This is a genomic window from Streptomyces sp. NPDC093111 (assembly GCF_040683955.1).
In the GTDB taxonomy this organism is placed as follows: domain Bacteria; phylum Actinomycetota; class Actinomycetes; order Streptomycetales; family Streptomycetaceae; genus Streptomyces.
Window position 1 is genome coordinate 21,680 of sequence record NZ_JBFBNW010000033.1, and the last position, 24,290, is coordinate 45,969.

25 protein-coding genes are annotated in these 24,290 nt (G+C 74.1%); 13 read left to right on the forward strand and 12 right to left on the reverse strand.

Going from position 1 to position 24,290, the window contains the following annotated elements; translation table 11 throughout:
* Positions 1-66 precede the first annotated feature (66 nt).
* The 4 genes from AB0Q96_RS36765 to AB0Q96_RS36780 form a co-directional block, all read right to left on the reverse strand.
* On the reverse strand, positions 67-1,437 hold the full coding sequence (locus AB0Q96_RS36765) for a tannase/feruloyl esterase family alpha/beta hydrolase (protein WP_365333277.1): 1,371 nt from the start codon (positions 1,435-1,437) through the stop codon (positions 67-69).
* Positions 1,438-1,691: 254 nt separating this feature from the next.
* A complete protein-coding gene (locus AB0Q96_RS36770; RefSeq protein ID WP_365333279.1) occupies positions 1,692-2,528 on the reverse strand; it encodes a hypothetical protein in 837 nt (278 codons plus the stop codon).
* Between the two features lie 122 nt (positions 2,529-2,650).
* The gene (locus tag AB0Q96_RS36775) at positions 2,651-4,816 is read right to left on the reverse strand and encodes a reprolysin-like metallopeptidase (protein WP_365333281.1); all 2,166 of its coding nucleotides are present in this window, start codon (positions 4,814-4,816) and stop codon (positions 2,651-2,653) included.
* Between the two features lie 133 nt (positions 4,817-4,949).
* Positions 4,950-5,552: a methyltransferase domain-containing protein gene (locus tag AB0Q96_RS36780; RefSeq protein ID WP_365333283.1), complete on the reverse strand. Its 603-nt coding sequence runs from the start codon at positions 5,550-5,552 to the stop codon at positions 4,950-4,952.
* Between the two features lie 184 nt (positions 5,553-5,736).
* Here AB0Q96_RS36780 and AB0Q96_RS36785 point away from each other — a divergent pair, with 184 nt between their 5' ends.
* From AB0Q96_RS36785 to AB0Q96_RS36820, 8 genes are all read left to right on the forward strand, one after another.
* Positions 5,737-6,639, forward strand: a complete 903-nt coding sequence (locus AB0Q96_RS36785; protein WP_365333285.1) for an MHYT domain-containing protein — start codon at positions 5,737-5,739, stop codon at positions 6,637-6,639.
* 555 nt (positions 6,640-7,194) lie between these two features.
* Positions 7,195-9,768, forward strand: a complete 2,574-nt coding sequence (locus AB0Q96_RS36790; protein WP_365333353.1) for a nitrate- and nitrite sensing domain-containing protein — start codon at positions 7,195-7,197, stop codon at positions 9,766-9,768.
* Complete coding sequence (locus AB0Q96_RS36795; protein WP_365333287.1) at positions 9,765-10,199, forward strand: roadblock/LC7 domain-containing protein; 435 nt, start codon at positions 9,765-9,767, stop codon at positions 10,197-10,199. Before AB0Q96_RS36790 ends, AB0Q96_RS36795 begins: the two co-directional genes overlap by 4 nt.
* A gap of 13 nt (positions 10,200-10,212) precedes the next feature.
* Positions 10,213-10,629, forward strand: a complete 417-nt coding sequence (locus AB0Q96_RS36800) for a DUF742 domain-containing protein (protein ID WP_365333289.1) — start codon at positions 10,213-10,215, stop codon at positions 10,627-10,629.
* A complete protein-coding gene (locus AB0Q96_RS36805) occupies positions 10,610-11,224 on the forward strand; it encodes an ATP/GTP-binding protein (RefSeq protein ID WP_365333291.1) in 615 nt (204 codons plus the stop codon). Before AB0Q96_RS36800 ends, AB0Q96_RS36805 begins: the two co-directional genes overlap by 20 nt.
* Positions 11,225-11,342: 118 nt before the next feature.
* Entirely contained in the window at positions 11,343-11,765 is a 423-nt protein-coding gene (locus AB0Q96_RS36810; RefSeq protein ID WP_365333293.1) for a roadblock/LC7 domain-containing protein, read from the forward strand.
* Positions 11,766-11,825: 60 nt separating this feature from the next.
* On the forward strand, positions 11,826-12,902 hold the full coding sequence (locus AB0Q96_RS36815; RefSeq protein WP_365333295.1) for a DUF6397 family protein: 1,077 nt from the start codon (positions 11,826-11,828) through the stop codon (positions 12,900-12,902).
* A gap of 100 nt (positions 12,903-13,002) precedes the next feature.
* Positions 13,003-14,550 carry an ATP-dependent DNA ligase gene (locus AB0Q96_RS36820; protein WP_365333297.1) on the forward strand — a complete coding sequence of 516 codons (1,548 nt, stop codon included), beginning with the start codon at positions 13,003-13,005 and terminating at the stop codon, positions 14,548-14,550.
* Positions 14,551-14,579: 29 nt separating this feature from the next.
* Here AB0Q96_RS36820 and AB0Q96_RS36825 read toward each other — a convergent pair whose 3' ends face one another.
* The gene (locus AB0Q96_RS36825) at positions 14,580-15,056 is read right to left on the reverse strand and encodes a DUF6328 family protein (protein ID WP_365333355.1); all 477 of its coding nucleotides are present in this window, start codon (positions 15,054-15,056) and stop codon (positions 14,580-14,582) included.
* 223 nt (positions 15,057-15,279) lie between these two features.
* On the opposite strand from AB0Q96_RS36825, the gene AB0Q96_RS36830 reads away from it, so the two are divergent.
* A complete protein-coding gene (locus AB0Q96_RS36830) occupies positions 15,280-15,657 on the forward strand; it encodes a hypothetical protein (protein ID WP_365333299.1) in 378 nt (125 codons plus the stop codon).
* 269 nt (positions 15,658-15,926) lie between these two features.
* The gene (locus AB0Q96_RS36835; RefSeq protein WP_365333301.1) at positions 15,927-16,715 is read left to right on the forward strand and encodes a polysaccharide deacetylase family protein; all 789 of its coding nucleotides are present in this window, start codon (positions 15,927-15,929) and stop codon (positions 16,713-16,715) included.
* A 667-nt stretch (positions 16,716-17,382) separates the two neighbouring features.
* Here the strand turns inward: AB0Q96_RS36835 and AB0Q96_RS36840 are convergent.
* From AB0Q96_RS36840 to AB0Q96_RS36860, 5 genes are all read right to left on the reverse strand, one after another.
* Positions 17,383-18,111: a rod shape-determining protein gene (locus tag AB0Q96_RS36840; RefSeq protein WP_365333303.1), complete on the reverse strand. Its 729-nt coding sequence runs from the start codon at positions 18,109-18,111 to the stop codon at positions 17,383-17,385.
* A 103-nt stretch (positions 18,112-18,214) separates the two neighbouring features.
* Positions 18,215-19,402, reverse strand: coding sequence for a globin domain-containing protein (locus AB0Q96_RS36845; protein WP_365333305.1), 1,188 nt, complete (start codon positions 19,400-19,402; stop codon positions 18,215-18,217).
* A 75-nt stretch (positions 19,403-19,477) separates the two neighbouring features.
* Positions 19,478-19,924: an Rrf2 family transcriptional regulator gene (locus AB0Q96_RS36850; protein WP_365333307.1), complete on the reverse strand. Its 447-nt coding sequence runs from the start codon at positions 19,922-19,924 to the stop codon at positions 19,478-19,480.
* 36 nt (positions 19,925-19,960) lie between these two features.
* Positions 19,961-20,752: a hypothetical protein gene (locus AB0Q96_RS36855; RefSeq protein WP_365333309.1), complete on the reverse strand. Its 792-nt coding sequence runs from the start codon at positions 20,750-20,752 to the stop codon at positions 19,961-19,963.
* Positions 20,753-20,895: 143 nt separating this feature from the next.
* The gene (locus AB0Q96_RS36860) at positions 20,896-21,300 is read right to left on the reverse strand and encodes an SHOCT domain-containing protein (RefSeq protein WP_365333311.1); all 405 of its coding nucleotides are present in this window, start codon (positions 21,298-21,300) and stop codon (positions 20,896-20,898) included.
* A 165-nt stretch (positions 21,301-21,465) separates the two neighbouring features.
* On the opposite strand from AB0Q96_RS36860, the gene AB0Q96_RS36865 reads away from it, so the two are divergent.
* Both AB0Q96_RS36865 and AB0Q96_RS36870 read left to right on the forward strand, forming a co-directional pair.
* Complete coding sequence (locus AB0Q96_RS36865) at positions 21,466-21,909, forward strand: DUF6325 family protein (protein ID WP_365333313.1); 444 nt, start codon at positions 21,466-21,468, stop codon at positions 21,907-21,909.
* Between the two features lie 5 nt (positions 21,910-21,914).
* A complete protein-coding gene (locus AB0Q96_RS36870) occupies positions 21,915-22,286 on the forward strand; it encodes an SHOCT domain-containing protein (protein ID WP_365333315.1) in 372 nt (123 codons plus the stop codon).
* A gap of 18 nt (positions 22,287-22,304) precedes the next feature.
* Here the strand turns inward: AB0Q96_RS36870 and AB0Q96_RS36875 are convergent, their stop codons facing one another.
* Positions 22,305-22,760 carry a peroxiredoxin gene (locus AB0Q96_RS36875; RefSeq protein WP_365333318.1) on the reverse strand — a complete coding sequence of 152 codons (456 nt, stop codon included), beginning with the start codon at positions 22,758-22,760 and terminating at the stop codon, positions 22,305-22,307.
* A gap of 34 nt (positions 22,761-22,794) precedes the next feature.
* Positions 22,795-23,373, reverse strand: coding sequence for a PadR family transcriptional regulator (locus AB0Q96_RS36880; protein WP_365333321.1), 579 nt, complete (start codon positions 23,371-23,373; stop codon positions 22,795-22,797).
* Between the two features lie 351 nt (positions 23,374-23,724).
* Between AB0Q96_RS36880 and AB0Q96_RS36885 the strand changes: the two genes are divergently transcribed.
* Positions 23,725-24,210 (forward strand): SRPBCC family protein, encoded by a 486-nt coding sequence (locus AB0Q96_RS36885; RefSeq protein ID WP_365333323.1) that lies wholly within the window; start codon positions 23,725-23,727, stop codon positions 24,208-24,210.
* Positions 24,211-24,290: the final 80 nt, after the last annotated feature.

Consider the following 24,290-nt stretch of genomic DNA (forward strand, 5'->3'; position numbering starts at 1 on the left):
TGCGGGGCGGTGCCGGTGCTCCGCCCCGGACCTCGCCTGCCGGGGCGGTGCCGCGCTACCGGGCCACTACCCCTCTACGGAGCAGGAGTTGACCACGTCGCCCGTCGCGGGCCGCGCGATCACGTGGTCCGCCGGAGGGGTCGCGCCCGCCTCGACCCAGCGGGTCAGCGCCGTGAACGCCGAGCGGTAGCAGGGCAGGATCGGACGCAGCCTGTCCGGGTACGTGTCGTACAGGCCGTCCGTGTGCGTGCCGTCCTGGACCGTGTAGAAGCGGTGCAGCGCACCGCGCCCCCGGCCGTCGATCATCCGCGCGTACACGTCCGAGTCGGTGGCGACGGGCAGCAGCGTGTCCAGGTCGCCGTGGAGCGTGATCAGCGGCTTGCCGATGCGGCCGGTCAGCGCGACCTTCGCGACCGCCCTGCGGACCGCCGCCGGCCGGGCCGCGTAGTCGTACGAGGCGTCCGACGCGCACGGCGCGAGGATCTCCGGCACGGTCGTGCCGGCCGTCGCACCCGGGCACTTCGGGTCGTACGTGGGGTCGAACTCGGCGCGGAACATCTTCTGCGTCAGACCCCAGTACGCCTTCTCGTGGTACGGCCACAGGAAGCGCGAGCCGGGCGCGAAGCCGGCCCGGATCAGGTCCTCGTCCGAGGCGGTGCCGAAGGTGCGGGCCACCGTGACCGGCAGGCTCGTCAGGAGGTTGGGGCCGCGGGTCGTCCACAGCACGCCCTCCCAGTCCACGCCCCCGTCGTACAGCTCGGGCCGGTTCTCCAGCTGCCAGCGGGTCAGGTAGCCGGCGTTGGAGATGCCTGTCATGTACGTGCGCCGCGGCGCCTTCCCGTAGCGCTGGCGCACCGCCTTCTTCGCTGCCTTCGTCAGCTCGGTCACCCGGCGGTTCCACTCGGCGACCGCGTCGCCGGGCTCCCGCCCGTCCGTGAAGAAGTCGGCGCCCGTGTTGCCCTTGTCGGTGGCCGCGTAGGCGAAGCCCTGGGCGAGGACCTGGTCGGAGATCAGGGCGTCCGAGGAGTACTGCCGACGGGTGCCGGGGGAGCCGGTGACGACGAGGCCGCCGTTCCAGTCGTCGGGCAGCCGGATCACGAACTGCGCGTCATGGGCCCAGCCGTGGGTGGCGTTGGACCGGGAGTCGTCGGGGAAGTAGCCGTCGATCTGGACCCCCGGGACACCGGACGGGTTGCGCGTCCCCTTCGCCGACAGCCCCGCCTGGTCGGCCAGGTCGGTGTACGGGGTGCCCGCGAGCCCCGCGGTCGTCAGATCGGTCAGGCAGGCGGACTCCTGGTGCTCGGCGCCCGGCACGGCCAGGCGGTCCTGGTGGGCGCAGTGTCCGGGGACCCGGGCCCCGGCGGGAGCCGCGGGGCCGAGGACGGTCAGCCCCGTCAGGAGCGCGGCGAGCAGTGGAACGCCTGGGGACAGGCGCATGGTGGGCCTCCGGTGGGACGACGGTACGGATGCCCGGCGCCGCACGGACGAGCGCCGGGGCACGCCGTGGCGCGTCGGCGTACACCTCGGCGTGCCGCCACATCGTGCGCGGGACGCCGATCACCCGACCATGGGGCCGGGCCACACCTCGGACCGCCGTGCCATGTGGCGCTCGGGGCCCTGTCCCGCTGCCTGAGAGGGCCCCCGCGGGAGGGGCCGGGCAGGGAGCCTCCACGAGGGAGGCGCCGAAGGACCTACGAAGGCCGGACCGCCATCGCGTCGAGTGCTTCGAGCAACGCGGGCAGTTTCGGGCCCGGGGTCACCGGGAGCACCTCGTTCGGCTCGGCGTCGAGGAGGACGAAGGCCATGTCGCCGGTCCGTGCCACCAGCGACCAGCCGGGCCCGTCCGCGCGCAGCGTCCGCGTGTCACCCCCGGCGAAGCTGGACCGGACCCGTCCGACGGGCGGCGCCTCCTCCAGGTAGGCGTCGAGCTCGGCGAGCGCCCGGCGTACGCCGTCGCCGGGGGCGGCGACGGAGGTCCCGGCGGCCTGCCCGTCCCCCTCGGCCTCCCGGTCCCCCTCCTCGGCGGAGTCCATCCGCCCGCGCCACTCGGCCCACTGGAGGGCCACCATGTCCGCGCCGAGCCGCCGCTGGGCCGGCCCCCACGCGCCCTCGTCCGGCGGCGCCAGCGGCGCCGGGGCGCCCTCCTCCGGCTCCGGGTCGTGGGGTGCGGGAAGGCCCTGCGCCGCCGCGGCGACCGCGAGCGGCCAGCCGGGGAGCGCGGAGACCACCGAGCGCTCGTCGGGGGAGAGGTCGTACTCCATCCCGCAGTCCCAGGAGGAGATGGCCACCGCCACGAGCGACACGTCGTCGACGATCACGGTCCACCGGGCACCCGTCCCGTCCTGCCCGAGGACGAGCCCGTAGCCCTCGGCGTACGGTTCGAGCCCCAGGGCGGCGCAGGCCGCCGGGTAGTCGTCCCCGAGCACGGCGGGAAACCGCGCGGGCGTGAGCAGCGCCGCCGTCAGCACGAACAGCGCGTCGTCGTCGCCGTCCGCCGCGCCGGTCACGGCGGATTCCGGTTCACCCACGGCAGCCTCCCCATCTGGTCGTCGGCGCACCCTAACCAGTGAGTAACCCGCCCGTCGAGAGCTGTCGCCGGAACATCCCGACGGGCGGGTGGGGGCGCGCGGCGTGCCGCGCGCCCCTCGGGTCAGCCGCGCTCGAAGACGGCCGTCAGGGTGTGGCCCTCCTGCTCGAAGAGGATCGCGGTCTCGCCCTTGGACCGGTCCTCGTCGCCGCCGTACGGCTTGCCGTCGAGCAGCCAGTCCTTGAACACGTAGCCGGGGGCCGGGGTGGCCGTGGCCGTGACGGTGTCGCCGTCCGAGTAGGGACCGTCCTGGGAGAGGGCGACCGTTCCGCGGCCCCGCTCGACGACGTCCAGACGGTGCCGCTTCTGCTCGAACAGGGCGGTGAGCCGCATGTCGTCCGTGCCGACGTCGAGCGCGATGGTGTCCTCGTCGCCCGCGTTCGAGCCGTCGAGGACCCAGCCCGCGAAGTCCCAGCCGGGCGCCGGGACGGCCTGGTAGAGCAGGTCGGCGCCTTCCAGTTCGGCGCGCTTGGCGGGGGCCTTCTTCACCGTGCCGCTGCCGGAGGTCGTGGTGGTGACCGTGGAGGTGGGGGCGGTGCCCTTCTTGAACTGGGCGACGAGGGTGTGGTCGCCGGCCGGGGCGCGGAAGCCGGTGGCACCGCCCTGGGCGGCCTTGCCGTCCAGCTTCCAGCCGGAGAAGACGTATCCGCTGTTCGCGGCGGCGTTGTAGGTGGAGCTGGTGCCCTGCGGGTACGGGCCGGGCGTGCCGGCCGTCACGGTGCCGGCGCCCTGCGGCGCGACCGAGGTCGTCACCGCGCACAGCGCGTCGGAGGTCTTGGCCGCACGGTAGGCGGCGACGGCCTTGCCGGTGCGGCTCAGCACGTCGGTGCTGTCGGCCGAGTCGGGCTTGCCGAACGGGACGCCGAGCGGCAGGCCGCGGTAGGTCTGCTTGGGGTTGCTGAAGCGGTTGATCCGCGTGCAGACACCCTTGGTCGCCTTGCGGCAGCTCGACTCGTACGCCATCAGAGAGGACCACTCGCCCTTGGCCGGGAAGTAGCCGGTGGCGCCGTTCTCGGGCTGCACGGGCTGGGTGACGCGGTCGTGGTCCGCACTCAGGTTGTGCCCGATCTCGTGGCCCATGGAGAAGCGGGCGATGGCGCTCTTGCCGACCACGGAGTAGCCCCAGGCGGCCGTGGAGGGCCCGGGGTCGGGCGGGGTGTAGCCCAGGCCGCCCGCGGCGCGGCCCGCCGCGATGACGGAGACCAGGTCGGCGCCGTACTGGTCGCGCAGCTGCGGGATGTTGTCGGCGACGCCGTCGGTGGGCGTGGCGACGGCGGAGAGCAGGGAGTTGGTGACGCCGTCGAGGGAGGCAGAGACGCTCGCCAGCGCGGTGCCGACCAGCCGGACCCGGGTCTTCACGCCGCTCTCGGCGAAGGCCTCGTTGGCGAGGGCGATGCCGCGCGCGGCGGCGGCCTTGATCTGCGCGTCGCCACCGGCCTCGGTCCGGGCGCCGGGCGTGTAGCCCACCAGGACGTCGACCAGGGAGTAGCCCTGACCGGCCTTGCAGGCGGCGGCCGCCCGGGCGGCCTCGTCGGAGGAGAGCACCGCGCCGGCGATCGCGGAGTCCTGGGCGGGCCGGCCGCCCGTGACGGGCCGGGTGGCCGGCGGGACGAGGACGACCGGTTCGTCCTCGTCGGTGAGCGGGGTCGTCTGCGTGACCAGGACCCGGCCCTTGGCCAGCGACTCCACCGCGTACAGGTCGCCGCCCATCATGAACTGGGCGCTGAGGATCTCGTTGCCGGGCTGCCGGTCGCAGCCGCCCTCCAGGGTGAGCACGACGTCCTGGTCGGTGGTGCCGGTCACGGTGCCGTGCCAGACCAGCAGCGAGCCGAAGGTGCTCCGCTTCGTCTCGACCGCCTGCACGGTGACGTCGTCGAAGAGCGGAAACGTCACCTCCTGCCCGTAGGCGCTGCCGCAGATCGGGGCGAGCGCGGCCGGCAGGACCCGGGCCACCCGGTGGCGCACGTAGTCGGCGCCGAAGTCCTCGGCGGCGTCGCCCTCCTCGTGGGCGGTCCCGGTGCGGCCCCCGGCCGGCCGGCCGCCCGTACGGTCCGTCGGGCCGGTGCTGAACACGCCCGCCGCGACGGCCGCCCGGACCTCCCGGTCCCGGGCCGTGGCCGCCCCGTCCCGTGCCGCGCCGTCCGCGGGGGGTGCGAAACCGGTGAGGGCGGTCGTCCCGAGGACCATCGCCCCGAGCGCCGCGCCGCTCGTCCATCTGTTGCGGGCCATCTGTCGCCTTCCTGCCGTCCTGCGGCGCGACCGCATGGCCGGGCCGCGTTCCTGTCGGATCGTCAGAAAGGCTTCCTCGCGGCATAAGTGTGATCACCGGATCGGGTGGACCGTCACTCCGTCACACCGCCAGTCACTCCGAACGGCGTACCGCGAGGGCCAGGTAGCGGTCGTCCTCGTCCACGTAGCTGCCCAGCTCCCACCCCGAACCGGCCAGTACGGCACGGAGGTTGGGCTCGGCGCGGAGGTCGTCGGGGGTGATCCGGCGCCCGTGGCGGGCGGCGAGCGCGGCGCGGCCGATCGGGTGGAAGAGCGCGAGCCGTCCGCCGGGCCGGACCACCCGGGCCAGCTCCCGCAGGTCCGCGACCGGATCGGCGAGGTGCGAGATGAGCCCCGCCCCGAACACGGCGTCGAGCGCCCCGGCGCGCAGCGGCAGGCGGGCGACGTCCGAGAGGAGCAGCGTGGCGGCCCGCGCGCGCCCGGCGCGTACCGCCTCGCCCAGCATCTCGGGGGTCAGGTCCGCGCCGATCACGGTGCCCGTCGGGCCGACCGCCTCGCGCAGCGGGGGCAGTGCGCGGCCGGTGCCGCAGCCGGCGTCGAGCACCGCGTCGCCGGGGCGCAGCCCGAGGTCGGCGACGGCGGCGGCGTAGGCGGGGCCGTCGTCGGGGAACCGGGAGTCCCAGTCGGCGGCCCGTGCGCCGAAGAACTCGCGTACCTGTGTGGGGTCATCGCTCATGCGCCCCATGATCGCTTACCTGGCCGTCACCCACAGGCGTGAGGTTCCGCCCCGCGCGAGTGAACGTTCTGTGTGCACGTTCGAGTGCGCCGTGATCGTTCGGGAACATCTCTCTGTCATATTCCAACAGCTTTCGAAATGCGCCCCTTGTGCGCCCCTGGGGGCGCACTAGCGTCCCTGAGTCATGGGACACCTGGACCACGCCACCTTCGGCTGGCTGACCCCCGTGCTGTCGTACGCGATGGCCTGCATCGGCGCCGCCCTCGGCCTGCGCTGCACCGTACGCGCCCTCGACGCCACCGGCCGCTCACGGCGCAACTGGCTGCTCACCGCGGCCTCCGCCCTCGGCACCGGCATCTGGACGATGCACTTCGTCGCGATGCTCGGCTTCGGCGTGACCGGCACCGACATCCGCTTCGACGCCCCGCTCACCCTCCTCGGCCTGCTCATCGCGATCGGCGTCGTGGGCGTCGGGGTCTTCGCCGTCGGATACGGACGCGACAGCCGCCGCTCCCTCCTGATCGGCGGCCTCACCACCGGCCTCGGCGTCGCGAGCATGCACTACATGGGCATGGCCGCCCTCCGGCTGCACGGCCAGATCCGGTACGACCCGATGCTCGTCGCCCTCTCCGTCCTGATCGCGGTCGTGGCGGCCACGGCGGCCCTGTGGGCGGCGCTCAACATCCACGCCCCGGTGGCCGTGGCGTTCGCCTCGCTCGTCATGGGAGCCGCGGTCACGAGCATGCACTACACCGGCATGCTCGCCGTCCGGGTCGAGGTCACGCCCTCGGCGGCCCCCCTCCCGGGCGCCTCCGCCATGCAGTTCATCTTCCCGCTCGCCGTCGGTCTCGGCTCCTACCTCTTCATCACCTCGGCCTTCGTCGCCCTCTCCCCGACGGCGCGCGAACGCGCCGCCTACGCCTCCGCCGGCCGCCTCACCGAACCCGACGACCGCGCCGTCGACGTCGCACCCCCCGGCTTCCGCCCCGAACCACGGGACACCGGCGACACCGCCCCGTCCGGCCGCGCCTACCCGTCCGGCCCGGTCGACGACACCCCCGCGGACCCGCGACACGTGCGCGCCTGACGCGGCCCACGGCGCGGCGCGGATCGGATCGACCACAGGGGCGACCCGCGCCAGGGCCACCCCCTCGCGGGCCCCGCAGGGCCAACCAGCACGGGGCGACGGCGGCCAGGTCGCCGCAGACGCCGTCCCCGCACCGTAAGCCCCGAGCACCAGGCGGACCGCCCCTTACCGGCAGGCCGTGTACGAAGGAACGAGGAGGCCATGCGAACTCCCCGCAAGACCCCGGAGGCCGAGGCCCCGCCACAGGCGTCCACGGCGACCCGCGGACGCCGCGCGCACGCCGGACGGCCCGCCGACGAGACGGTACGGACCGAGCCCACTGGCGCCCGCCCGCCCACCGCGGTCCCGGCCTCCGCACCCACCAGCACCCGGGGCACCGGTAGCCCAGGCGGTTCCGGAGGACTCGGCGGTTCCGGGGTCCTCGGCGGCTCGGGCGGCTCCGGTGTCCTCGGTGGTTCCGGAGGCCCCGGCGGCCTCGGGTCGGGCGCCCCGGCGGGCGGTCACCTGCGCGGGCTGCGCCCCCGTACCGTCCGCGCCAAGATCGTCTCCCTCCTCATGGTCCCCGTCGTCTCCCTGCTCGCCCTGTGGGGATTCGCCACCGTCACCACCGCCCAGGACGTCGCCCGCCTCCGCCTCCTCCAGTCCGTCGACGCCGACATCCGGCAGCCCGTCGCCGCCGCCGTCACCGCCCTCCAGGACGAACGCCGGGCCGCCGTACGCCAGGTCGCGGCCCCCGGAGCCGGGCGCGCCGCCGAGCTCAAGGACCGGATCGCGCGCACCGACACCGCCGTCGCCCGGCTCCGCCTCGACGCCCGGCACACCGTCGGCGACGCCGGGAACCTTCCCGCGGACGTCTCCGGCCGGGTCGCGGCCTTCGTCGCGCGGGCCGAGGGACTGGGCCGCCTGCGCACCGCCGCGGTCGACGGCCGCGCCGACTGGGACCAGGTCTACGCCGCGTACACCTCCGCCGTCTCCGCCGGCTTCGGCGTCGACGGCGCGCTCACCGGCATCCAGGACCCCCAGGCCGGATCCGACGCCCGCGTCCTCCTCGAACTCGCCCGTGCGGGGGAGATGCTGGCCCGTGAGGACGCCCTCCTCGGCTCGGCCCACCTCACCGGGCGGCTCGACGGCGACCGCCTCCGGGCGTTCACCGGCGCCGTTGAGTCCCGCCGCGCCCTCGTCGAGACCGCCACCGCCGACCTGCCCGCGCCCCAGCGCGCCGCCTGGCACGACCTCACCGCCCAGCCCGGCTACCGGCGCCTCACCGCGGCCGAGGACCGCGTCCGCGCCGCCGACCCCGGCCGCCGGGCGGCGCAGGCCGCCCCCTCCGCCGAATGGGACGACGCCCACGCCTTCGTGCGCGACGGGATCGCGGACGTCCGGGTGGGCGCCCACCGGGCCGCGGCCGACCGCACCGACCCGTTCGGCGGAGGCGCCTTCAGCACCGGCGGCGCCGCCGTCCTCCTCGGCCTCGCGGCCGTGGCCGCCTCCCTCGTCATCTCCGTACGGATCGGCCGCGGCCTCGTCGTCGAACTCGTCAGCCTGCGCAACACCGCTCTGGAGATCGCCCGCCGTAAACTCCCCGCCGCCATGCGCCGACTGCGCGCCGGCGAGGAGATCGACGTCGAGGCCGAGACCCCGCCGGGGGCCGCCCCCCAGGACGAGATCGGCCAGGTCGGCGAGGCCCTCACCACCGTCCACCGGGCCGCCCTGTCCGCCGCCGTGGAGCGTGCCGAACTCGCCAGCGGCATCTCCGGCGTCTTCGTCAACCTCGCCCGCCGCAGCCAGGTCCTCGTCCACCGCCAGCTGAACCTGCTCGACACCATGGAGCGACGCGCCGACGACCCCAACGAACTCGGCGACCTCTTCCGGCTCGACCACCTCACCACCCGGATGCGCCGCCACGCCGAGAGCCTGATCATCCTCTCCGGCGCCGCCCCCGGCCGCGCCTGGCGCGTGCCCGTGCCCCTCACCAACGTCGTCCGCGCCGCCGTCTCCGAGATCGAGGACTACGCCCGCGTCGAGGTCAGCCGGCTCCCCGAGACCGCCATCGTCGGCGGCGCCGTCGCCGACCTCACCCACCTGCTCGCCGAACTCATCGAGAACGCCGCCCAGTTCTCCCCGCCGCACACCAGGGTCCGGATCAGCGGCGAACCCGTCGGCAACGGCTACGCCCTGGAGATCGAGGACCGCGGCCTCGGCATGGGCAAGGACAGCCTCGCCGACGCGAACGCCCGCATCGCCCAGTCCGAGGCGCTCGACCTCTTCGACAGCGACCGGCTCGGCCTCTTCGTCGTCAGCCGCCTCTCCGCACGGCACGAGATCGGGGTCCACCTGCGCACCTCGCCCTACGGCGGCACCACCGCCGTCGTCCTCCTCCCCACCGACGTACTGCAGGGCGCCCTCCCGCCCGGCCGGAGCGCCACCACCCCCGACCACCCCGACCACCCCGACCGGGCCGCGTACGGGCCCGGACCAGAGGCGCCCGAGCCCGAGGCCCGGCACGCCGCCCAGGCACCCGTACGCGAAGAACCCCCCGCCCCGGTGACCGACCCGGCCCATGCCGCCCACGGGCGCGACCCCGAAGCGCCGCGCCCGCCCCGGATACCGGCGCTTCCCACGCCCCGGGAAGGACGGGGAGCGCCGCTGTCCGGTGGCAGGCCCGCGCAGGACCAGCCACCTGCCGGCGTCACCGCCATCGGCCGGCGCCCCCGCCCCGTGACCGCCGTGCCCCCGCCCCGCTCCGCCCCCGTCCTCCCGCCGCCACCCGCCCCGCCCACCGACGGAACCGACGTGCGGCCGGCCGGGGCGGACGGCCACGAGGGGCCGGACCCGAGCGCGGACCTGCCCCGACGGATACGGCAGGCCAGCCTCGTACCGCAGTTGCGCGAGGCACCGACCCCCGCCCCGTACGGAGTGGTGGACCCCGTGCCCGCCACGGACGGGCGCACGCCCGAACAGGTCAGGGACCGCATGACCGCCTACCGCGACGGCTGGCAGCGCGGCGGCGGCCCCGCACCCGGCACCCCGGCCCACGGCACCCCGCTCGGCAGCAGACGCCCCCTGGGCCCCGGCCACCACGGCCGGCCCGCATCCAGCGCCCCCGGCAGTGAAGGAGACGACGCATGATCGACCACGAGAGGATCTCCCACCAGCGCTCCGGCGAGCTCGACTGGCTCCTCGACGACCTCGTCGCCCGCGTCGGCGAGGTCCGCCACACGGTCGTCCTGTCGAACGACGGCCTCGCCGTCGGCGCCTCCAGCGGCCTCAGCCGCGAGGACGCCGAACACCTCGCCGCCATCGCCTCCGGCTTCAACAGCCTCGCCAAGGGCGCCGGGCGCCAGTTCCACACCGGCGGAGTGCGCCAGACCATGGTCGAGATGGACGACGGCTTCCTCTTCGTCGCCGCCGCCGGCGACGGCTCCTGCCTGGCCGTGCTCAGCTCCGTCCACGCCGATATCGGCCTCATCGCCTACGAGATGGCCCGCCTGGTGAAGCGGGTCGGCGAACACCTGCACACGCCGCCGCGGCTCACCGTGCCCCCACCGGCCGCCGGCTGACCCGGAGACACCCATGAACGAGGACAGCACCGGCACGCCCCAGGACGGGCCGGGCAGTCGGTGGTACGACGCCGAGGCCGGGCCGCTCGTCCGGCCGTACGCCCTGACCGGCGGCCGCACCAAGCCCGGACCGAGCAACGTACGGTTCGACCTCATCGCGCTCGTCGTCGTCGACGACGACCCGCCGGGCGGGGCGGAGGAGTCCCTGCTCGGCCCCGAACACCGGTCCCTGCTCGCCCTGTGCCGGGCCGAGACCCAGTCGGTCGCCGAACTCTCCGCCGACGCCGACCTCCCGGTCGGCGTCGTGCGAGTGCTGCTCGGCGACCTCCTCGAAGCGGGATTCGTACGGGTCAGCAGACCGGTGCCTCCCGCGCAGCTCCCTGACGAACGCATCCTGAGGGAAGTAATCGATGGCCTCCGAGCGCTCTGACAGCACCCCGGCGGACGCCGTGGACACCACGGCCCTCGCCCTGAAGATCCTGGTCGCCGGCGGATTCGGGGTCGGCAAGACCACCCTCGTCGGCGCGGTGAGCGAGATACGGCCGCTGCGGACGGAGGAACTGCTCAGCCGGGCCGGGGAGTCGGTCGACGACACCGGCGGCGTGGCCCAGAAGACCACCACGACCGTCGCCATGGACTTCGGCCGCATCACCATCCGCTCCGGACTCGCCCTGTACCTCTTCGGGACGCCCGGACAGGACCGCTTCTGGTTCCTGTGGGACGAACTGTCGCAGGGGGCGCTCGGCGCCGTCGTCCTCGCCGACACCCGGCGCCTGGAGGACTGCTTCCCCGCCGTGGACTACTTCGAGCACCGCCGGATCCCCTTCGTGGTCGCCGTCAACTGCTTCGCGGGCGCCCGCGCGTACGGCGCGCACGAGGTCTCGCGCGCCCTGGACCTGGACCGCGGAACCCCGGTCGTGCTCTGTGACGCCAGGGACCGCGACTCCGGCAAGGAGGTGCTGATCCGCCTGGTCGAGTACGCGGGCCGGATGCACACGGCACGGCTCCTGGACTCGGTGGGCTGAGGGCCCGGCGCGCGTCACGCTCCCGGAGCGGCGCGCAGGTCGTGACGGGTGCTTGCCCTGTCCACGACAGTGCGTAAGGCTGGCAGGTGACACGCACCAACAGGGGGAGGACCACACAATGGCGTTGGACCGAGGACTCGACTGGCTTCTCGACGATCTGACCGGTCGGGTCGATTCCATACAGCACGCGCTGGTGTTGTCGAACGATGGCCTGGTCACCGGGGCGAGCAGCGGACTGGCCCGGGAGGACGCGGAGCACCTCGCCGCGGTCTCCTCCGGTCTGCACAGTCTCGCCCGCGGCTCCGGCCGGCACTTCAAGGCCGGCCGGCCACGGCAGACCATGGTCGAGTTCGACGAGGCGCTGCTCTTCGTGACGGCGGCGGGGGACGGCAGCTGCCTGAGCGTGCTGAGCGCCGCCGAGGCCGATGTCGGCCAGGTCGCCTACGAGATGACGCTGCTGGTGAACCGGGTGGGCGAACACCTGGGCGTGGCGGCCCGGCTGCCCGGCGACGAGGTTATCCACAGGCCGAGCGAAGGATAGTCACTACCGGTTACGGTCATCACCGAGAGTATTCAGGACTCGCGGGGGAGGACCGACGACATGAACACGCAGGACCGCACGGCACCGCACGTACCCGGCACCACGCAGGACCGCACGGCACAGCACGTAGGCACCACCACGCACGAGAACGGCTCGCAGGCGGTGACGCCGGGGCGGGCGGCGGAAGAGCTGGGACTGCGGCGCGACGAGTTCCAGCTCGCCGTCCAACTGGGCATCGTCCGGACGGTGCCGGGGAAGGCGACGGGCTCCGCGCCCGCCGCCGGCCCGGACGGTCCCGGCGGCGGAATGCGCCGGCGGGTGCACCGGAGCGAGATCGAACGCCTCAGAGCCGCCTCGGACTTCCCCGAAGGACTGCGCGAACGGGTCCGCGTCGTCGGCGCGACGGAGGGGGCCCGACTGCTCGCGGTCACCCGGGAGCGTTTCACCAGACTCGCCAGGACCGGCCACTTCAGCCCGCTGCGGTTCTACGTCAACCGCTACCGGGCGGTCGTCTGGCTCTACCCGGCCGCGGAACTGGCCGAGTTCGCCCTCAACCACCCGGCACTCCTGACCGGCCGCCTTCCGCTGGACGTGCGTTCCCGGGCCGGAGGCGACGAGGACTGGAGGCCGCGCAACTGGCGGGCCCGGCGGCTCGGTTCACTGCTGCGGGCGAGCCGGGACCCCTGGGTGCGGACGGCCGCGATCGCCTCACTGCTCGACCCGGTCCAGGTCGCCGAGGTCGTCGACGACCCCTACGAGCGCGTCTACCTGGACCGGCTGCGCCCCGAGCCACCCGCGGGGCGGCCGACCGGCCCGGCCGCCCGTGAGACGGCCGATCGCCTGATGCTCGCCGACGACCCGGACGAGATCCTCTGGCACCGGATGAGTCTCGCCCTCGCCCTGGACGAGGCCCGCGCCGACCGCCAGGCCCCCCGCCCGGACGGGCGCGGGACGCCGCTCGTCGCCGTCGTACGGCGGGAGGAGGGGCCCGCGCGCCAGGACGCGGGGCGCGGGGCCGCCGCGACCGGCGCGCTCGGTCCGGTACGGCCTGCGGGCGTCACCCGGCCGCCCGGGAGGCGCATCCGGCGCGGCCTGCTCGACCGGTTGCGCAGGCGCAAGGAGGTGGGGCGCGGCTAGGGTCCGCCGCACCGTCGGCGGGACGGGGTGCCCTTCCGGGAACCGACCGGCGCGCTCCGGCCGGGGTGCGCCGGGGGCCGGGCGCGGGCACGATGGGCGCATGTTGCTGGCCCGGGTCGCGGAGGTGTCGGGGGAGGTCGCGGCCACCTCGGCGCGGTCGCGGAAGATCGGTCTGCTGGCCGAGCTGTTCGCGGAGGCCGTGCCCGAGGAGAGCCCGCTGGTCATCGCCTATCTCTCCGGGCGGCTTCCGCAGGGGCGGATCGGGGTCGGCTGGAGCGTCCTCAAGCACGTCGTCCCGCCGGCCGTCGGGGCCGCCGAGCAGCCGGCGCTGACCCTCACCGGCACCGACGCGGTCATGACGGAGCTGGCCGACGTCTCCGGCGCGGGAGCGCAGGCGCGGCGGGCCGCGCTCGTGCACGGGCTGATGGCGGCCGCGACCCTCGACGAGCAGGAGTTCCTGATCCGGCTGCTGTCCGGGGAGGTCCGGCAGGGCGCGTTGGACGCCATCGCGCTGGAAGGCGTCGCCCGGGCCGCCGGGGTGGCGCCGGAGGAGGTGCGGCGGGCCGTCATGCTCGACGGTTCGCTGCCTCGGGTCGCGAGGGCCGTGCTCGCCGAGGGGGCCGCCGTGCTCGGCACGTTCACGCTGCGGGTCGGCAGCCCGGTGCAGCCGATGCTCGCCCACACCGCGGGCAGCGTGACGGAGGCCGTCGCCCTGCTGGGGCCGTGCGTGGTGGAGGAGAAGCTGGACGGCATCCGGATCCAGGTGCACCGACTCGGCGACGAGGTCCGTGTGTTCACCCGCTCGCTCGACGACATCACCGACCGGCTCCCCGAGGTCGTGGCCGTCGCCCTGGAGACGCGCGGCGACGGGCTCGTCCTGGACGGCGAGGTCATCGCGGTCGACCCCGGTACCGGGCGGCCGATGCCGTTCCAGGACATCGCCTCCCGGGTCGGTTCGCGCGTCGACGTGGCGGGCGCGCGGGCCGGGTTGCCGCTGTCGCCCGTCTTCTTCGACGTGCTCGCCGCGGACGGGAGGGTGCTGGTGGACCTGCCGGGGGAGGAGCGTCACCGGGTGCTCGCCCGGCTGCTGCCCGAGCCGCTGCGGGTGCGCCGCAGCGTCGTCGCCGACCCCGGAGAGCCGGGCGCGGCCGAGGCCGCCGAGCGGTTCTTCCGGGACACCCTCGCCCGGGGCCACGAGGGCGTCCTGGTGAAGGCGCTCGACGCGCCCTACGTCGCGGGGCGTCGGGGGCGCGGCTGGCTGAAGGTGAAGCCCGTCCACACCCTCGACCTGGTCGTGCTCGCCGCCGAGTGGGGTCACGGGCGGCGGACCGGGCTGCTGTCCAACCTGCATCTGGGTGCCAGGGCCGCCGACGGCACCTTCGTGATGCTGGGGAAGACCTTCAAGGGGATGACGGACGAGATGCTGCGCCTGCAGACGGAGCGGCTGGGTGAACTGGCCGTGTCCGACGACGGTTTCACCGTGCGGGTGCGGCCCGAGTTCGTGGTGGAGGTCGCGTACGACGGGCTCCAGCGCTCGACCCGCTATCCGGCCGGGGTGACCCTGCGCTTCGCCCGGGTCCTGCGGCACCGCCCCGACAAGAGCGCCGCCGAGGCCGACACGGTCGAGCGGGTCCTCGCGGGCGCCTAAACCGGCGGCCCGCCGTGTCCGCGGGGTGGTCAGTCGCGGTCCGCCGTGTGACGGCGCCGTACCCAGAGCGGCAGGACGAACCAGCACAGCAGGTACCAGGTGAACAGGCTCCCGACGAGCCAGGGCACGTACGCGCCCCTGGTCGCCACCCGGAGCACCAGCAGCAGCGCGGTGGTGAGGGTGGCGAGGAGCAGCACGAGGCCGATGAGGATCAGCCGGGAGGCCCAGACCACCGCCCGGGGCTTGAGCCGCCGTCCGGCGATCATCCGGTGGAAGGAGACCGGGCCGATCAGCGCGCCGATCGCGGCGGCGGAGAGCGAGACGGTGACCACGTAGATCGTCCGGTCGGTGTCGGAGATCTCCGTGAAGCGGGGGGTGAACACGACCGTGAGGAGGAAGCCGAAGAGGATCTGCACGCCCGTCTGGACGACGCGGATCTCCTGCATCAGCTCGCCCCAGCGTCGGTCGGCCTGCTCCTCGGGCGTCTCGTCGCGCCCGTGGACCAGCCCGTCACGGTCCGAGCGCGCCGGTCCCGCCGGTCCGCTCGGTCCGCTCGGTCCGTTCGGTCTCGCCGGTCCGTCCGGTCCGTCCGGTCCCGCCGGCCCGGCCGGCCCGGTCGGTCCCTCCGGTGCTCCCGCCACGTGTCCTCCCGTGTCCGCCCCTCCACCGTGGCACGAACCTCGCGGTATGCCCTGCCGGGAGGCATGCTGGAGACCGGGACAGGAGGAGATGAGCGACGTGTACGACTTGCACATCGACACCGATGTCACCGTGCAGCTGAGCGACTGCTGCCGGGAGGACGCCCAGGCCGTCTTCGAGGTCCTCGACCACACCTACCAGGTCGAGGACACCACGGCGCCGGGCCCCAAGGCGGCCACCGGGCCCGCCCCCACCGTCTGGATGGCCACCTTCGACACCGCGGGCGGCCGGCACGAGGAGACCCCGCCGGTAAGGCTGAGCTCCATGGTCGGCGCCACCCTCACCGGCGGATACCAAGCCGTCGGCGAGGTCGAGAAGGTACTGGCGCGGAACTTCGCCATCCAGTCCCTGCAGGCCGTCTCCGGCGACCAGGAGACCGAGGCGCGGATCCTCCTCGCCTCCCGATGAACCAGAGGGCCCGACGGTCCTGCGACGCGATGACGCGATGACGCGATGACTCCATGACCCCGTGATCCCCCGAACCCCCGGGCGGAGCGGACGAGCGCCGCTCGGGGCAGTGGTGTGCCCGAAGGGGCGCGGACCCGCCCGGAGCAGGGAGGACCCCCTCGACCGGGCAGCTATACACCGTGTGTAGAGTTCTGGCTGTGCCGCAGGGCCTCGCCGTGACCAGCGCGGGCCCCGGCACTCGAACCATCATCGGGGAAAGCGGGTTGATCATGTTCCGAACCACGTCGGGCCGTCGCCGGGGGCCGGCCGTCGCCCTCCTGGCCGCGGCCTCGTTGGTCCTCACCCTCGCCGGCTGCTCCGCCGACACGGTCACCCCCGGTGACGCGCGCGGTGGCGCCACGGCGGAGCTCAAGGGCGCGGCGAAGGCCGGCGGTGTGGACTGCGACAAGGTCAAGTGCATCGCACTGACCTTCGACGCGGGCCCGGGCAAGGACACGCCCCACCTGCTCGACGTGCTCAAGGAGAAGAAGGTCCCGGCGACGTTCTTCCTCCTCGGCAGGAAGCATGTCGACCGCTACCCCGAGGTCGTCAAGCGGATCTCGGACGAGGGCCACGAGGTCGCCAACCACACCTGGTCCCACGAGATCCTCACCGACCTGGACGCCTCCCAGGTCCGCGAGGAGCTCTCGCGCACGCAGGACGCGATAGCGAAGATCACCGGCCGCAAGCCCACTCTCATGCGCCCGCCGCAGGGCCGCACCGACGAGACCGTCGCCGAGGTGAGCCGCGAGCTCGGTCTCGCCCAGATCCTGTGGAGCATCACCGCCAAGGACTACTCCACCACCGACTCCGCGCTCATTCGCAAGCGGGTCCTGGAGCAGGCGCACCGGGACGGGATCATCCTGCTCCACGACATCTACGACGGCACCGTCCCCGCCGTGCCCGGGATCATCGACGAGCTGAAGCGCCAGGGCTACACCTTCGTCACGGTGCCGCAGCTGCTCGCCCCCGGAAAGGCCGAGCCCGGCGCCGTCTACCGCCCCGAGAAGGACGACTGACCCGCCCGGAGGCGACACGGGGGCCAAAACGGGTGAGGTGACTCACATGCGGCACAGGGGACACCCCGGAACAATGGGTGAAGGTTTACCGTTCATCAGTATGTGACGGTGAAGGGGTCCGGCGCCCTAGGTCCCCCCCGATGTGGCGGCCGCCCTTCTTGACGTCACGGCAAACAGCCCCGGTTGGAATCCCCCGTCCAACCGGGGCTTTGTCGTAGGCACCGCACGCTCCGAGCACACCGCCTCCGACGGGCGCGCGCTCCGGGCGCGTACGACCCCTTCGAGTGAGTCGCGCTGACCTCTCGCATGGCCGGTCCGGGGCCGGGCATTGATCGCCACGAACGGCGGCGACCACGCCGCCGGAGCACGCCGATCAGGCCCGCCACCAGGGGGAACACCTTGCGTCATGGAACTCGCCGCGCACTCGTGACGGCCGCCGCCGCCCTCCTTCTGGCCGGCTGCGCCACCGTCCGCCCCGGCCCGTCCGGACCGCCCGTCGGCGCCATGCGACTGGAGCGGGACCGGTACCTCAAGGCCGCCGAAGCCGCCGAACAGAGCCGGTCGTCGACTGTCTCGGCGACCGCTGCCTCGCTCTCCCGTCCCGGGCGCGCGCCCCCGCCCCACCGGAGGTGCCGGAAAGGCGGGGGCGCGCAGGCCGGGCGGGCGGTCAGCGCACGCCCGGGTGCCGCAGGGCCGAGGAGAGCAGCAGGCCCGCGCCCCGTACGGTGCTCGTGGCCGGGTCGTTCGCCAGGCGCAGCCGGACACCGAGGTTCAGGGCGAGGCGGCTCGTCAGGTCGAGACGCAGCGCGCCGCCGCCGGTGACGAGGGCACCCCGGCCCAGGGCCCCGCGGACCGCGCCCGTGGAGTCCCGCCGCCACAGGTCCCGCACCATCTCCGCGGCCGTGCGCACCACGGTCTCCGCCGAGCCGCCCGCCTCGTCGAGGTCGTCGAGGCCGACCTCGGCCAGCCGGGCGTCCTGGACCGCGCCGTCGACGAGGAGGGTCACCTCGGTGAGCTCCGCCCCCAGGTCGACCACGAGCAGCGGACCGCCGCCCGAAGGCCCCGCGTAGGCGGCCGCGGCCCGGGCGCTGTTCACCGAGACGACGCGCGCGGCACCGAGCCCGGCCACCATCCGGCGGGTCTCCTCGCGTTCCGCCGGGCCGGCGAGGACCGGGTGGCAGAGCATCACCACGGCCTCGTCCATCGCGCCGCCGAACGCCGAGTCCGCCACCTCGCGGAGCAGCCGCTGGTGCGGGGTGGCGTCCGTGACGCGCCCGCGCCGTACCGGTCCGCTGGGCACGTCCGCGAGGACCCCCGCCCCCGGCGCCCACACCCGGGTGCGGGAGCTGCCGATGTCCAGGGCGAGTCCGTGAACCGCCTGCCGCGTCGTGCCCATACGCCCGCTCCTGCCACTGATCATGAGGTGATTTAGCGGCATCACTATGCAATATCCCGGACCGAAACGCCATGGCCCATCGGATTGCAGGCCATGCGAGCGGTCAGCTCTCGGTGCCCAGCCACAGGTCGGGCCCGAACACCTCGTAGTGGACGGCCGCCGGGGCGATGCCGCGGGCGAGCAGATCGCCGCGCACCGCCCGCATGAAGGGCAGCGGGCCGCAGAGGTACGCCGTGACGTCCTCCGGCAGCTCCAGCGTCGAGACCTGGGCCCGGCCGCGCCCGGCCTCCTCGGTGCCCGGCTCCTCGTACCAGAGGTGCAGCGAGCCCTGCGGCAGCGCGTCGACGAGGCGGCGCAGCTCCTCCCGGTGCGCGTGGCTCCCGGGCGTGCGGTCGGCGTGGACCACGGTCACCGGGCGCTGGGAACCGGTGGTCACGAGATGGTCGAGCATCGCCAGCATGGGCGTCGAGCCGATGCCCGCGGAGGCCAGCAGCAGCGGTCCGTCGCCCTCGGGCAGGACGAGGTCGCCGAAGGGGGCCGACACGGTGACCCGGTCCCCGACGGCGGCCCGCTCGTGCAGCCACGAGGAGACCTCGCCGGCCGGGTCGCCCTCGACGCGCTTGACGGTGATCCGCCATTCGGGTCGGCCGGGCGCGGTGGAGAGGCTGTACTGACGGATCTGCCGGGCGCCGTCCGGGAGCGCGACCTGGACGCTGACGTACTGGCCGGGCCGGAAGCCGCCGGTCGGACGCCCGTCGACGTGGCGCAGCACGAGGGAGACGGTGTCTGGGGTCTCGGTGCGGCGCTCGGCGATCTCCATCGGCTGCCACACCTGGCCCTCCGCCACGCCCTGCTCCTGGTAGAGGCGGGCCTCGATGGCGATCAGGGCGTTGGCCATCAGCCAGTAGACCTCGTCCCAGGCGCGCGCGACCTCGGGGGTCACGGCGTCGCCGAGCACGGACACGATGGCGGCGAAGAGGTGCTCGTGGACCACCTTGTACTGCGCGGAGGTGACGCCCAGCGAGGCGTGCTTGTGGGCGATCCGGGAGAGCATCACGTCCGGGCGGGCGTCGGGCTGCGCGAGCAGGGCCCCGGCGAAGGCGGCTATCGAGCCGGCCAGGGCCTTGCGCTGGTCGCCGGTGGCCTGGTTGCCGCGGTTGAAGAGGTCCCGCAGCAGCTCGGGGTGGGCGGTGAACAGCCCCGCGTAGAACCGTTCGGTGATCTCGTCGAGCGCTCCGCCGACGACGGGGAGGGTGGCTCGGACGACCGGGGTGGCCTGCTCGGACAGCATGACGACTCCATATCTGGTAGATGATCTGCGTATTTAAAGCGGTGCGGAAACCCCGCGTGGCGTGCGGGGGGACCGTCAGTCGGCGGAGCGGTGCACGGACAGGGCGACCAGTACCGGTCCGGTGGGGGACTCGACCAGTTCCGCGACGGTGATGGGGTCGAGGGTGCGGTAGAAGGCGTCCTGCGCCTCGCGCAGCGCGCCGCGCAGCCGGCATGCCGTACGCAGCGGGCAGGGCGGATCGCCCTCGCAGGCGACGACCTCCTCCTCACCCTCCAACGTCCGGGCCAGCCAGCCCACCGAGGAGCGCCGGCCGAGATCGGTCAGCGTCAGCCCGCCGCCCCGGCCGCGCCGCGCCTCGACCACGCCGAGGTGCTGGAGGCGCGTGACCACCTTCGCCATGTGGGCGTAGGGGACGGCCATGGAATCCGCCACCTCCCGCGTGGTGGGGGTGTCGTCCTGCCCGGAGACCGCCAGACGCATCACGGCACGCAGCGCCAGGTCGGTGAATTTGGTCAACCGCACGGAACGACCGTATCAAAGGCGTATTCCCTATGCGTATTAAGGGGGTGGCTTTCGGTCGTGCCGCCCATGGTGCCGCCACACCCACCAGCCGCCGACCGCCATCGACGCCGTGAAGAGCGTGACGCCGAGGACCGGCCACTGCCGGTCGGCGATCCGCGTGTCCGTGAACGCGACCACCAGGAGCGCCACCAGCGGAACGAGCAGGGACAGCCCGGCACGCACCGAGGCCGCCACCACCGCGGGGGACAGCCGCCCGCTCCGGCGCGGAAGCCGCGCGCCGGCGTAGAAGAGCGTCGCCCGGTCCGCGACCCGGGCCGTGCCGCGGTAGTACGAGTACGCCAGGTACGGCAGCCAGACCAGCGGGGCCACGAGACCGACCAGGAACACCGCGCCGACCAGCGCCCACTGGCCGATCCGCACGAGCAGCCGGGTCCCGCCGCCCGAAGGGGTGACGAGCCCGAGCAGCCGCGCCATCCGCATGACCAGTTCCCACAGGGCGGCGAACCGCCCCGGCCGTGGTGCGGCCGGGGCCTGCGGGGCGGCCAGCCCGGCCCGAGCGGCGTCGGTGTCCTCGTACACCCCCTGGAGGACCAGCAGCTCGGCGGTCCGCTCGTCGTCGGCCGGATCCCGGCCTTCGAGGGCCGCCAGCTCCAGCATCATCCGCGCCTGCGAGAGGAGCGCCGCGCAGAACGCGACCGGGATGAACACCAGGAACGGCCCGCCCACGAACGCGCCCTCCGACGTCGCCGCCCGGCTGCCGCGCGCCACGATCCTGGCGCGCAGCCCGTCCGGCGTCTCGTCGGGGTGCTCCGCGCGCAGCCGCTCCACCGTCCGGCCGGCCCCGTGGCCCAGCCGGCGGGTCGCGAAGTCGGCGAGGAGCTCCGGCAGCCGCCCCGGCTGCGCGCTCGCCGCGCGCAGCAGGGAGCGGGAGAGTTCCGCGGGCGGCTCGTGCTCCTCGCCGTTCGGTGCGCTCAGGACAGGACCTTGGCCTTCGCCTTCTCGAACTCCTCGTCCGTGATGGCTCCCTTGTCCTTCAGCTCCGACAGGCGCGCCAGTTCGTCCACGCTGCCGCCCGAGCCGCCGCCCGGCGAGCTGCCCGCGGTCTTGCGGATGTAGTCCTGGAAGGCCGCCTCGCTCGCCTGGGCCTGCTTGAGGTCGCGCTTCCCCATCCCCTTGCCGCGTGCGATGACGTAGATCAGCACGCCCAGGTAGGGCAACAGGATGCAGAGGATCAGCCAGCCGGCCTTGCCCCAGCCGCCCAGTTCGTGGTCGCGGAAGATGTCCGTGATGACCTTGAACAGCAGGAAGAGCCACATGATCCAGAGGAAGAACCAGAGCATGGTCCAGAAGAGGTTGAGCAGAGGGTAGTCGTCCATGCCTGCACTCCGTTTCCCGTCGACCTCGAACGGCCTGACGTGAAAGCGAGTCTGATCGACCCCACGCGGTCCCGCATGTCGTGGATGTCCCGGGATGCGCCCCCGTCGGGGCCGTGTTCGGATGGGCGGGCGCGCCCGAACGGCACACGAACACGAGGGAGTCCCATGGGACCGGTGGAATGTCTGGTGCTCGCCTTTCCCGGGGAGCGGCTCAAGGTTCCGGCGGTCACGGCCCTCGCCGAACTGCGCAAGGCGGGCCAGGTGCGGCTCATCGACTCGCTCGTCGTCACCAAGTCGGCCGCCGGAGAGGTCTCCAGCTCCGAACTCGCCGAGTACGAGGAGTACGAGGACGCCGCCGCCGAGATCGGGCCCGAGGCCAACCTGCTCGGGCCGGAGGACGCCGCCGAGGTGGCCCAGACCCTCGAACCCGGCTCCTGCGCCCTCATGTTGCTCGTCGAGCACGTCTGGGCGGCCCAGGCCGCCGAGGCCGTCCGGGCGGCCGGCGGGCACGTCGCCGGACGGGTGCCCGTCCCGCACGCGTTCGTCGAGCAGGCGCACGCCGCCTACCGCGAGGCCGTCGCCGCGGCCGTCTCGCCCGTGAGGAGCTGACCGGGATGTTCATGCGCCGTCGCCCCCTCGTCCGCCCGGTCGTCCGGCCCGCCGGAGCCCCGCTGCTGCGCGGCGCGCTCGTCGGCGGTGCCGCCTACGCGGCGGGCCGCAGCGCCGCGCGCGGCTCCCGCCGCGAGCAGGACCAGGAACAGGCCATCGCCGACCTCCAGGCGCAACAGGCCCAGCAAGCCCAACAGGCCCAACAGGCCCAACAAGCAGCCTTTCAGGCCCAGTCGGCCGCACTGCCACCGCAGCCGGCACCGGCGGCTCAGCCCTCCGTGATCGACCAGTTGACCCGGCTCGGCGAGCTCGCCCAGCAGGGGCTGCTGACCCCGGAGGAGTTCACGGCGGCGAAGGCCAAGCTGCTCGGCGTCTGAGGCGTGGCGCGCGGGCGATCAGTGCCCGCGCGCCCGGAGCGCCGCCAGCGCGCGGTCCGCGTGCGCGCTCATCCGCAGCTCGCTGCGCACGACCTCCAGCACCTTCCGGTCCTGGTCGATCACGAACGTGACCCGCTTCGTGGGCGCCAGCGAGAAGCCCCGCTTCACCCCGAAACGTTCCCGGACGGCCCCCGAGGGGTCGGAGAGCAGGGGATAGCCGAGCGAGTGGCGTGCGGCGAACTCCTGCTGCCGCTCCACCTCGTCCGTGCTGATGCCGACCGGCCCGGCCCCGACCGCGCGGAACTCGCCCGCCAGGTCGCGGAAGTGGCAGGCCTCGGCCGTGCACCCCGGGGTGAGGGCGGCCGGGTAGAAGAAGAGGACGACCGGCCCCTCGGCCAGCAGGCCCGAGAGGGAGCGGGGCGTCCCCGTTTCATCCGGAAGAGTGAAGTCCTCGACGATGTCACCGACGTTCATGCGCAGCGACGCTACCGCACGGTAGCCGCGGACGTCACCGGGCCTGGCGCACCCGGGACGAGGCCTCGCGCTCGGCGAGGACCGCCAGGACCCGCTCGCCCCAGCGCACGTTCTCCTCCTCGAAGGCCCGGCCGCGCATCAGCGTGAGGTACGGGCCGACCCGTTCCGCCTCGCGCAGGTAGGTCTCCTCGTCGCGTCCGTCGAGCAGCCACTCCCGCAGCCGCTCGTAGCGCGCGATCTTGCCGCGGGCCCACTCCATCCGCCCCCGCACGTGCTGCCGCACCGCCGCCGTGTCGCCCTCGTCGCAGGCCTGCACCTGCACCATGAGCTCGTCGCGGACCGCGGTCGGCTTCGGCGGGTGCGAGGTGTAGGCGACGAGGTCCTGGCGGCCCGCCTCGGTGAGGGTGAACATGCGCTTGTTGGGGCGCCGTTCCTGCTGCACCACGCGGGCCGCGATCAGGCCGGCCTCGGACAGCCGGTCCAGCTCCCGGTAGAGCTGCTGCGGCGTGGCCGCCCAGAAGTTGGCCACGGACACGTCGAAGAGCTTGGCCAGGTCGTATCCGGACGCCTCGCCCTCCAAAAGGGCCGCGAGGACCGCGTGCTTGAGAGACATTCGGACAAAGTAGCAGTTCGTTCAATAGTTTCCTCCGCACCTATTCACCCGTGAAAGCCCTGGTGAGGGGCGGGGTCCGGTTCGGCGTGGCGCGGGATCGCCTGCGGGGCGGCGCCCCGAAGGGGCGGCACGGGGCCGGGCGTTGCCCAAGGGTACGGCGAGCGGGTGGACGCGGGGGCGCGGTGCGCGAGGAGAACGACGGGCTCGTGGCCGCCGCACTCCGCTGACGTGCGGCCGAATGGCTGCCCGTCGCGGTGCGACGCGGCCGGTGGCGGGAGAAGCTGCACTATCCGAAGGCCGCCCCGGTCAACGCCCCCCGCCGACCCGAAGTCCGCAATGGAGCAAGCCCCGATGGACAGCAACGCGTTCGTCTACACGACGTACATCCGCACCACACCCGACGAGCTGTGGAAGGCGCTGACCGAGCCCGAGCTCACCCGCCGCTACTGGGGCGTGGCCTTCGAGACCGACTGGGCCGCCGGTTCCACCATGGTCTGGGACGAGAACGGCCGCAGGACCGGTGACGCCGAGCAGGTGGTCCTCGCGGCCGAGCCCGGCCGGCGCCTCGCCTATACCTGGCACACCTTCACCCCCGCCTGGGCGGAGGCCGTCCGGATCGACCCGGAGACCTACGCCCGCCTCGCCGCGGAGCGCCGCTCGAAGGTGACCTTCGGGATCGAGCCCGCCGGGGACATGGTGAAACTCACCGTCGTCCACGACGACCTGGAGCCCGACGGCACGATCCGCGGCCTGGTGGGTGAGGGCTGGCCCGCCCTGATCTCCAGCCTGAAGTCGCTCCTGGAGACGGGCGAGGAACTGCCGGAGGTGCCGCGCTGAGCCCGGGGCACCCGCCTCACCGCCTCACCGCCTCACCGCCTCATCGTCACGCCGGCGCGCCCCGAGGCCGTGGGTCCTGC

What these genes read in the sequence shown, in the direction of transcription:
- AB0Q96_RS36765 (WP_365333277.1), bottom strand. Translation starts at nt 1,437, where the DNA reads ATGCGCCTGTCCCCAGGCGTTCCACTGCTCGCCGCGCTCCTGACGGGG.
- AB0Q96_RS36775 (WP_365333281.1), bottom strand. Translation starts at nt 4,816, where the DNA reads ATGGCCCGCAACAGATGGACGAGCGGCGCGGCGCTCGGGGCGATGGTC.
- AB0Q96_RS36780 (WP_365333283.1), bottom strand. Translation starts at nt 5,552, where the DNA reads ATGAGCGATGACCCCACACAGGTACGCGAGTTCTTCGGCGCACGGGCC.
- AB0Q96_RS36785 (WP_365333285.1), top strand. Translation starts at nt 5,737, where the DNA reads ATGGGACACCTGGACCACGCCACCTTCGGCTGGCTGACCCCCGTGCTG.
- AB0Q96_RS36790 (WP_365333353.1), top strand. Translation starts at nt 7,195, where the DNA reads ATGGTCCCCGTCGTCTCCCTGCTCGCCCTGTGGGGATTCGCCACCGTC.
- AB0Q96_RS36795 (WP_365333287.1), top strand. Translation starts at nt 9,765, where the DNA reads ATGATCGACCACGAGAGGATCTCCCACCAGCGCTCCGGCGAGCTCGAC.
- AB0Q96_RS36800 (WP_365333289.1), top strand. Translation starts at nt 10,213, where the DNA reads ATGAACGAGGACAGCACCGGCACGCCCCAGGACGGGCCGGGCAGTCGG.
- AB0Q96_RS36805 (WP_365333291.1), top strand. Translation starts at nt 10,610, where the DNA reads ATGGCCTCCGAGCGCTCTGACAGCACCCCGGCGGACGCCGTGGACACC.
- AB0Q96_RS36810 (WP_365333293.1), top strand. Translation starts at nt 11,343, where the DNA reads ATGGCGTTGGACCGAGGACTCGACTGGCTTCTCGACGATCTGACCGGT.
- AB0Q96_RS36815 (WP_365333295.1), top strand. Translation starts at nt 11,826, where the DNA reads ATGAACACGCAGGACCGCACGGCACCGCACGTACCCGGCACCACGCAG.
- AB0Q96_RS36820 (WP_365333297.1), top strand. Translation starts at nt 13,003, where the DNA reads ATGTTGCTGGCCCGGGTCGCGGAGGTGTCGGGGGAGGTCGCGGCCACC.
- AB0Q96_RS36830 (WP_365333299.1), top strand. Translation starts at nt 15,280, where the DNA reads ATGAGCGACGTGTACGACTTGCACATCGACACCGATGTCACCGTGCAG.
- AB0Q96_RS36835 (WP_365333301.1), top strand. Translation starts at nt 15,927, where the DNA reads ATGTTCCGAACCACGTCGGGCCGTCGCCGGGGGCCGGCCGTCGCCCTC.
- AB0Q96_RS36840 (WP_365333303.1), bottom strand. Translation starts at nt 18,111, where the DNA reads ATGGGCACGACGCGGCAGGCGGTTCACGGACTCGCCCTGGACATCGGC.
- AB0Q96_RS36845 (WP_365333305.1), bottom strand. Translation starts at nt 19,402, where the DNA reads ATGCTGTCCGAGCAGGCCACCCCGGTCGTCCGAGCCACCCTCCCCGTC.
- AB0Q96_RS36860 (WP_365333311.1), bottom strand. Translation starts at nt 21,300, where the DNA reads ATGGACGACTACCCTCTGCTCAACCTCTTCTGGACCATGCTCTGGTTC.
- AB0Q96_RS36865 (WP_365333313.1), top strand. Translation starts at nt 21,466, where the DNA reads ATGGGACCGGTGGAATGTCTGGTGCTCGCCTTTCCCGGGGAGCGGCTC.
- AB0Q96_RS36870 (WP_365333315.1), top strand. Translation starts at nt 21,915, where the DNA reads ATGTTCATGCGCCGTCGCCCCCTCGTCCGCCCGGTCGTCCGGCCCGCC.
- AB0Q96_RS36875 (WP_365333318.1), bottom strand. Translation starts at nt 22,760, where the DNA reads ATGAACGTCGGTGACATCGTCGAGGACTTCACTCTTCCGGATGAAACG.
- AB0Q96_RS36880 (WP_365333321.1), bottom strand. Translation starts at nt 23,373, where the DNA reads ATGTCTCTCAAGCACGCGGTCCTCGCGGCCCTTTTGGAGGGCGAGGCG.
- AB0Q96_RS36885 (WP_365333323.1), top strand. Translation starts at nt 23,725, where the DNA reads ATGGACAGCAACGCGTTCGTCTACACGACGTACATCCGCACCACACCC.